A 6,623-nucleotide genomic window follows, 5' to 3' on the forward strand; every position below is an offset into this window, starting at 1 on the left:
TTGGTTGTTCTCCCTTGACGGTAGAGGTCGCAGTGGCCGTCTCCTAATTGGGAGCAGAATTTATTTACCCTAAGGAGTTGAGTGTTATGGGCAGTTTGGTGGTGGCTTTTCTTACCTACAGCGAAATGGTTATTTTGGTTATCCTTTTCGGGCTGTTCGTCGCCGTGTTTTCGGTGACGTTTTTTGCTTTGCAGAGGTCGGCAAAAGAGAAGCAGTGGAAGTGGTTTGCGGTGGTTCTTGTTTCATGGATACTGGGGGTGGGCTGGGTCTTTTCCTTGATCTATTTGCTGGGGCCGGGCAGAAAACCCAGATGGAGTATGATCTACTGGGGAGAGCAAACAGGAGGTTCCCGTGACGTATTTTGAAAGTGAATCCGACGAAGAAGTAAAGCAGGCAGGAACTCCGGCTCGTTACGGGCTACGGGTAAAAGCAGCGCTAATTGACTTCGTAATTGGCATGGCTGCAGTGGCGGTCCCGGCTATTGGTCTTATTTTTGCCATCGTTTCAATCGCTGAGCGAGATAACAACACGATTACTTCAGGGGAAGGGTGGGCCATCTTTTTCTCTGCCCTCGGTCTTTTGTTTTGGCTTTTATGGCAAGGGTGGTTTTTTGGTTACCGCCAAGGAAAATCTGGTACCACACCCGGCAAAAGGGCCGCCGGTATTCGTTTGGTCAGCATCAAAACAGGGGAGGTTCCCGGTGGCGGCACCGGGGTGGGCCGTTTGATGCTCCCTTATTTGATAAATTCTTTTGTCGGCGTGTATTGGGTTATTGACCTTCTCTGGCCGCTTTGGGACGATGAGAATCAGCGTTTGACCGACAAGATTGTTTCAACGCAAGTGGTGCTTGAGGGCAAAGGTCTCGACACCCCGGTGCTGAGTTAGATAGTTCCTGCCCTTCAGGCCGCCATCTGCTATAAATAGAGTTCCAAACAAGGAGAACAACGAAATGAGCGAGTCCATGGGTGAAGTAGACGGTAAAGCCGATCTTGGTAAACGCATTGTTGCGGTGATTATTGATGCGATTTCTGTCGGTTTGCTATCCATGGTTCTTACGGCTGCGTTGGGTTGGCTGCTGGCATTAGCACTGTCTTCAGCGGCCGCTTTGTACTTGTTTGGTTGGAGAATGGGCGAAACGGGCACCACCCCAGGTAAGCAGATTATGGGTTTGAAAATTGTTGATGCTTCGACTGGCGAGCTGTTAGGCAACCAACGTGGCCTTCAACGAGCTGGACTCATTTGGGTGCTTGGTCTTGCTGGTTCTATTCCCGTTCTTGGCATTTTGTTTTCGTTGGTTGCTTTGGCAGACATAATTGTTGCTTTGATCGATGACCGTGGTCAGCGTTACACCGACAAGATTGTTGGTTCTATCGTCACTGCCGCCTAAAGGCTTGCGCAAAACTCGGAGTAACTAAGACTCTTCTCTGTTACGAGCTTTTGCAGCGTTCCAATCGGGTCAGCGATGTGGGTTTCGTATTTATCGTTGAGGAAATCCATGGCTTCCGAGACCTCTTTGGGAAGCCACCCATAAACGGGGGAGATGCCAACGAGACGCCATTTGGGGCCGGTGCCTGGGATTCCCCCGCTGGCCTTTTTGCTGGCCGATACCTCCCACGTGAACTCTCCTCCAAAGCAGGCGGCCCAGTAAAGACCTGATTCGAGGCGCTGGTTTGCCTGTTGGTAAGAACAAGCGATGGAGCAGGTGAGAAAACGATCAGGGCGCTTTATTTTTCTGCCGTCTAAAGCGCAGCGGCCCTGGAGAGGAATAGTGGGGTCAGTGGCCGCTTCTTTGAGCCATTCCAAGGGCTCATTTTCTGCAAAATAGTGGCGGATTTCTTGGGTTGTTTGCTGGTTGGCTAATACGGCGAGTCGTATTTCTTCCCATGGTTCTTGGGCTAACTTAGCGAGCCATTCTGGTGGGCAATGTGGTGATCGGGCCAGCATTAAGCGCACGGTGGGGTGGTGGTAACGCGCCCATGGGGCAAAGTCTTCGGGGTGGTCAAGGTGCTCGAAAAGGTGGGGTAGATCCACCCACGTGTCAAAAATTTCGAAGGGGTCGCGGGTGGGGCCTTGGCGGCGCAGTCGGGTGGTGCCGATGGTCATGGTAGGCATGAAGGCAAAACTCGTGTTGCGGAGTTGATCTACGGTGGCCATCAACTCCAAAACGGGGTCAAGCTCGTCGTGGCCCGGGCTGGCCGTTTCTAAAATTTCGTCAATTAAGACGCTTAATGAGCGTCGGGCAGTTGTTTCTTTTTTCATATTTTCCTCATTGTGCCGGCGTTACCACCGTGCCCTTTTGGGTCGGTTGGCGGACGGTCAACGGGCCGGGCCCCTCACATCCTCTTAATAAGGTTTGTTTGCTTTTTAAGAGTACACGCCAGGTGTGACAACGAATTTGTAAAAAGCGTTCGCGACGGCCGGTGGAGTGGTTTTAGCCCTACTATCAAGTTATGGAACCCCACCCGCCCACGGAAATCATTGACACCGAAGAGCTTTCTTCGTTACTACAAAGTGGCGGGCCAGAAAAGGTGGTGCTGGTCGACCGTCCCGGGCAAGGCTTTGCGGTAGCGGCGTTCACTTTGGCAATTTGCGGCATCGGCTTCGGCTTGTTACCCATTTTGTTTCCTGTGGCATTTACCTTGGGGGCCTTAGCGGTGTCGTATGGCTTTATTGGCCGCCAAAGCGATCGAACCAGTCGAGGCCTAGCTTTAGCGGGGTTGTTGTTGGGTTTGGTTTCTTTATTGGTGGGTGTAGTGGGGGCAACTATTGTGTATCGGGCGGCCAGTTGGGCGGTCGACGAGGTTGATCAACTCAGCGACCGGGTTGAAGAAATCGTTGATGATCTTGAAGAGCGTATCGATGAGCAGGTTCTCGAAATAGAGGCCAGCATTGATGAAACGGTGACGCAAATTAGCGAAGATGTGTCTGGTCAGATTCAAGAAGATATTGTCACGCAACTTGAAGATCTGCAGCAACAACTCAAAGAGCTCGCACAGCCCTAGCTTTGTTTTACACCCGCTTCGTGTGACCGATGACACGCATGGCAAGATGCGGTATGAGTGCTCCGAGAACCACCGGTTTTCATCACGTGGCATACGCCTGCCGTGATGCTGAAGCCACCCGCCATTTTTACGCTGAACTTATGGGTATGCCCTTGGTGCACACCGAGGTCAAGCAGCAGGGTGACGGTTTTTTTAGGCACCTATTTTTTGATACCGGCGATGGCTCTTGCATCGCTTTTTTTGAGGTCTCGGGCATGGGTGAGGCTCCGGACTATTCCACGCAAATCTCCACTGGCAACGGTTTACCGGTTTGGGTAAACCATGTGGCCTTCGGGGCCGATGAGGAAAGCACCGAAGCGGTTCGTCAGCGCATGACCGACGAGGGGATCGTGCCTTTTATGGAACTCGACCACGGCTGGTGTATCTCGCTTTACTACATGGACCCCAACGGCATCATGGTCGAAATGTGTCGAGACACCACGGGGTTCGCCGCCGACCCCGAAGAAGCCACTGCTCGGGTGACCAGCACCGAAACCACGGATCACACCACCTTCGTGGCCCCTATGGATATGGCTGGGCTACGTGGTTTTGATTTACTCCCGGCGCAAAAGGAGACCAACTGATGTCTCGCTTGCGATTGGTACGCCGCAACGAATTGCATTGTGGCGCCGAACCGGTTTTTCAACTGCTTTTTGGTGACCGTGACCCGGTTGATGAACCAGGTACCGACACCGGTTCGCCCGGTGATTGGTGGCCGGCTTTTGCTTTGGTCCCCGATGTGTTTGACCATGCAGTAGCGGGCTTCGCCCTTTACCGGTCGTCGAAACGTTTGATTGACCCGCAACTGCGCGAACTCGGTCAAACCCGAGTGGGGTGGAATCTCCGCAGCCGCTTTGTGTATTCGCAGCACTGCAAGTCTTGTCGCACGGTGGGCTTTAGCGAGGAACAAATCAGCGCTATCTCGCATTGGGAAGACGTCGATTGTTTTGATGCGGCGCAACAAGCGGTCTTGGCTTACACCGATGCTTTAACGCTCAACGCCGGCGAGGTATCTGACGAACTTTTTGCTGAAATTAAAGCACATCTCAGCGATGAAGAAATATTGGAGTTTTCTTACATTGTGTGTACTTACGCCATGCATGCCGTGATGACTAAGTCTTTTAAGTTGGAGTTCGATGCTGAAGAGGGCCCTATGGAAGAAATCCCTGGCCCACACGAGAGCCTCAGCGCAGAACATACCCGTCAAGCTTTGCGCCTTATTTCGGGCGGCAAAGGCGACTAGTCCTTTAGGTCGTCGCTGCGTACTCGTTGCCGCTCGGCTTCTTGGTGCGCGGGAAGCACCCGCCCAAAAAGTTGGTAGGTACGTTCAAGGCGGCCAATGACTCCTGCTTCTTCGGTGTAAGCAAAAACGGCCGTATTTCTTGTTGTGGATTCAACGCCCACTCGGGTTACCCGGTGCACTGAGTTGCGTCCCCGAAAGATTTGTAAGTCTCCCGGGTGGAGTTCAAGGGTTTTCACGCTGGCTCGGCCTGCTGGGCGATCAGCCAAAACCTCGGCCATGCCAGCAAAGTTTTCGGTTCTGTCGCCGCGTATTCCCGGCGAATATTCAAACAAGCCACCTTCTTCGGCCCCATCAATAAGACAGGTCACGGCAAAATCGTTGGTGTCAAAGTGCCAAGCAAACTGTTGCCCGGGGCCTAAGACGTTGATGGTGAGGCCGGCCAACGGGTCGGCAAAGCAATGCACCTCGGGCACGTTTAGGCAGTCGCTTAAAAACGAAAGGAACGCCGGGTTTTGATAAACCGCTTCGAAATCGCTTGTTGGGTTGAAAGCATCACGGGGAATAAACCCTCCTGACCGTTCGATAAAGGTATTGACCGGGTGATCGTGAGGAAGCAACGGATCACCTTCGGAAAAATAAGGGTTGATGTCTATAAGCGATTCGTGAAGTTGTGGGCGAATGGTGGTGATTTCTTTACTGAGTTGCGGCAGAGCTTCAGAACGGAGAAAGCCTTTGATGACGGTGCAACCATCGACATCCAGTTCGGCCTGAGCGGCCGCTACCACTTGGGCGTAATCATCGCTATCTAAACGGTCGAGGGGAAGTTTTTCAAGGTCTATGAGGTGAGCAATGCGTTGGGTATCCATGTTGTTTCCTTATTGTTCCCAGGGGGGTGTCCAGTCACCGTCGAGGCGAAACGACAGGTGGGCGTCGTCTTCTATACGTTTTGCGACGTGGAGTTCGCCAACATCGCTGCCGTAGCGTTCGGCCGCCCGAGCAAAGGTGGCGTGGGCGGTTTCGGTCATGGGTAAGTCGGTGCCGACTTTAGTAGAGAGTTCTTCGAGTAGGCCAAGGTCTTTTAGGCAGAGGTCCAAGGTGAACGACGGGTCGTAGTGACCAGCGAAAATAGATGGTGCATCGTGGCGGGCCACAAATGAGTCGCCAACAGAGTCGGTAATGGCATCGTAGAGAACATCAAGGGCTACCCCGTTGGCCATGCCCAAGGCGAAGCCTTCGCCGAGGGCCGCGGCGGCGATAAACCAAAGCTGGTTGGTAACCAGTTTTACGATGTTGCCGGTGCCTAGTTCGCCGCATTCAATGACTCGGCCGAGGTGGCTGAGGACTTTGACGGCCCGTTTGCGCACCTCGGGTGATCCGCCGATGAAAAGGGTGAGTCGCCCGTTGCGGGCTCCGTCTACGGCGCCGGTTACTGGTGAGTCAGCAACGCTTACTCCTTCAGGGGCTTGGCGGGCGAGGTCTTCAATGAATTCTCGCCGATTGGTGGTGAGGTCCACCCAAAGCGAACCGGGCCGAAGGGCAGAAAGAGCCCCTTGGGTAATCATTACGTTTTCCACATGATCAGGCCGCGGCAGTGAGGTTAGTAAGAGATCCGCAGCGGTAGAAACTTCTTGTACGTTTGTCGCCACCATGGCACCGGCTTGAGCAAGTTCTTTCAGCGGTTCCTCATTGAGGTCGAACACGGTGAGCGGGTAGCCGGCTTCAAGAAGTCGAAGAGCCATGGGGAGCCCCATGTTGCCGGTTCCGATAAACCCGATGTGGTCTTTACCTGGGGTTGTCATAAAGTTCTTCCGTTGGCATCAATTGGTTATCGGCATATTAGAAAGAAATATTTGACTTGTAAACCGGTAAAAAGCTTTATTGGTCCATGGATAATTTTAATGAAAAGATTCCAGAATGTTGACTGCGTACCCCCCCCGGCCGGCGGAGTCCAAAGCACTTCACCTCAAAGGTGAGTTGCGGTGCGTTTTCAGCGGCGAGTGCTACAGAGTGGGCCGGGCTACGCAGACTTTGTACTCCGTTAGGGGCGAGCCCTTGGTCGGCGTTACTGCGTTGCCCTTTGTAGCTGGCTAGTGGTGGTTATGGATCAAACTAAAGGTCACAAAAGGTCGATGGTGTCTCCCAAAGAATCAAACATAACTCCGCCGTAGCCGAGTTGCCCGTTACTGTTGAGGCCCCAGCATTTGATGGTGGCGTCATCGAGTAAGGCACAGGTGTGGTAAAATCCGGCAACGATTTGGGTGGCGGTGCGTCCGGTGCCGAGGTTTATGGCGGGGAGGTTGTCGCCCATTTCACCTGCTCCGTCGCCGCGGTTATCGGTG

Annotated in this window: 10 protein-coding genes and 1 riboswitch; of the genes, 6 read left to right on the forward strand and 4 right to left on the reverse strand. The window is 53.3% G+C overall.

Features of this window, described 5'->3' with window-relative positions:
- Nucleotides 1-86 precede the first annotated feature (86 nt).
- The 3 genes from EYQ49_03825 to EYQ49_03835 all read left to right on the forward strand — a co-directional run bounded on the left by EYQ49_03825 (nt 87) and on the right by EYQ49_03835 (nt 1,387).
- Nucleotides 87-365 carry a hypothetical protein gene (locus EYQ49_03825; GenBank protein HIG25013.1) on the forward strand — a complete coding sequence of 93 codons (279 nt, stop codon included), beginning with the start codon at nt 87-89 and terminating at the stop codon, nt 363-365.
- Complete coding sequence (locus EYQ49_03830; protein HIG25014.1) at nt 352-885, forward strand: RDD family protein; 534 nt, start codon at nt 352-354, stop codon at nt 883-885. Before EYQ49_03825 ends, EYQ49_03830 begins: the two co-directional genes overlap by 14 nt.
- 64 nt (nt 886-949) lie before the next feature.
- A complete protein-coding gene (locus EYQ49_03835; protein ID HIG25015.1) occupies nt 950-1,387 on the forward strand; it encodes a hypothetical protein in 438 nt (145 codons plus the stop codon).
- Here EYQ49_03835 and EYQ49_03840 read toward each other — a convergent pair.
- A complete protein-coding gene (locus tag EYQ49_03840; GenBank protein ID HIG25016.1) occupies nt 1,384-2,259 on the reverse strand; it encodes a hypothetical protein in 876 nt (291 codons plus the stop codon). The two genes, EYQ49_03835 and EYQ49_03840, sit on opposite strands and share 4 nt — an antisense overlap.
- Nucleotides 2,255-2,353, reverse strand: a riboswitch (SAM riboswitch). It overlaps the preceding gene by 5 nt.
- A gap of 97 nt (nt 2,354-2,450) precedes the next feature.
- Here EYQ49_03840 and EYQ49_03845 point away from each other — a divergent pair.
- From EYQ49_03845 to EYQ49_03855, 3 genes are read left to right on the forward strand one after another with little or no spacing between them, the layout of a single operon-like run.
- Nucleotides 2,451-3,002 (forward strand): hypothetical protein, encoded by a 552-nt coding sequence (locus tag EYQ49_03845; GenBank protein HIG25017.1) that lies wholly within the window; start codon nt 2,451-2,453, stop codon nt 3,000-3,002.
- Nucleotides 3,003-3,031: 29 nt separating this feature from the next.
- Nucleotides 3,032-3,625 carry a VOC family protein gene (locus tag EYQ49_03850; GenBank protein ID HIG25018.1) on the forward strand — a complete coding sequence of 198 codons (594 nt, stop codon included), beginning with the start codon at nt 3,032-3,034 and terminating at the stop codon, nt 3,623-3,625.
- Nucleotides 3,625-4,284, forward strand: a complete 660-nt coding sequence (locus EYQ49_03855; GenBank protein HIG25019.1) for a carboxymuconolactone decarboxylase family protein — start codon at nt 3,625-3,627, stop codon at nt 4,282-4,284. The genes EYQ49_03850 and EYQ49_03855 overlap by 1 nt, the downstream gene beginning before the upstream one ends.
- Here the strand turns inward: EYQ49_03855 and EYQ49_03860 are convergent.
- The 3 genes from EYQ49_03860 to EYQ49_03870 form a co-directional block, all read right to left on the reverse strand.
- Nucleotides 4,281-5,150 (reverse strand): hypothetical protein, encoded by an 870-nt coding sequence (locus EYQ49_03860; GenBank protein HIG25020.1) that lies wholly within the window; start codon nt 5,148-5,150, stop codon nt 4,281-4,283. The two genes, EYQ49_03855 and EYQ49_03860, sit on opposite strands and share 4 nt — an antisense overlap.
- A 9-nt stretch (nt 5,151-5,159) precedes the next feature.
- Nucleotides 5,160-6,083 carry an NAD(P)-dependent oxidoreductase gene (locus tag EYQ49_03865; protein ID HIG25021.1) on the reverse strand — a complete coding sequence of 308 codons (924 nt, stop codon included), beginning with the start codon at nt 6,081-6,083 and terminating at the stop codon, nt 5,160-5,162.
- Between the two features lie 317 nt (nt 6,084-6,400).
- Nucleotides 6,401-6,623, reverse strand: a 223-nt coding sequence (locus tag EYQ49_03870; protein HIG25022.1) for a hypothetical protein, incomplete at its 5' end; no start/stop codon positions are given.

It is taken from the genome of Acidimicrobiia bacterium (assembly GCA_012959995.1).
Classification (GTDB): domain Bacteria; phylum Actinomycetota; class Acidimicrobiia; order Acidimicrobiales; family MedAcidi-G1; genus MedAcidi-G2B.

What these genes read in the sequence shown, in the direction of transcription:
- EYQ49_03835 (HIG25015.1), top strand. Translation starts at nt 950, where the DNA reads ATGAGCGAGTCCATGGGTGAAGTAGACGGTAAAGCCGATCTTGGTAAA.
- EYQ49_03850 (HIG25018.1), top strand. Translation starts at nt 3,032, where the DNA reads ATGACACGCATGGCAAGATGCGGTATGAGTGCTCCGAGAACCACCGGT.
- EYQ49_03865 (HIG25021.1), bottom strand. Translation starts at nt 6,083, where the DNA reads ATGACAACCCCAGGTAAAGACCACATCGGGTTTATCGGAACCGGCAAC.
- EYQ49_03860 (HIG25020.1), bottom strand. Translation starts at nt 5,150, where the DNA reads ATGGATACCCAACGCATTGCTCACCTCATAGACCTTGAAAAACTTCCC.
- EYQ49_03845 (HIG25017.1), top strand. Translation starts at nt 2,451, where the DNA reads ATGGAACCCCACCCGCCCACGGAAATCATTGACACCGAAGAGCTTTCT.
- EYQ49_03840 (HIG25016.1), bottom strand. Translation starts at nt 2,259, where the DNA reads ATGAAAAAAGAAACAACTGCCCGACGCTCATTAAGCGTCTTAATTGAC.
- EYQ49_03855 (HIG25019.1), top strand. Translation starts at nt 3,625, where the DNA reads ATGTCTCGCTTGCGATTGGTACGCCGCAACGAATTGCATTGTGGCGCC.
- EYQ49_03825 (HIG25013.1), top strand. Translation starts at nt 87, where the DNA reads ATGGGCAGTTTGGTGGTGGCTTTTCTTACCTACAGCGAAATGGTTATT.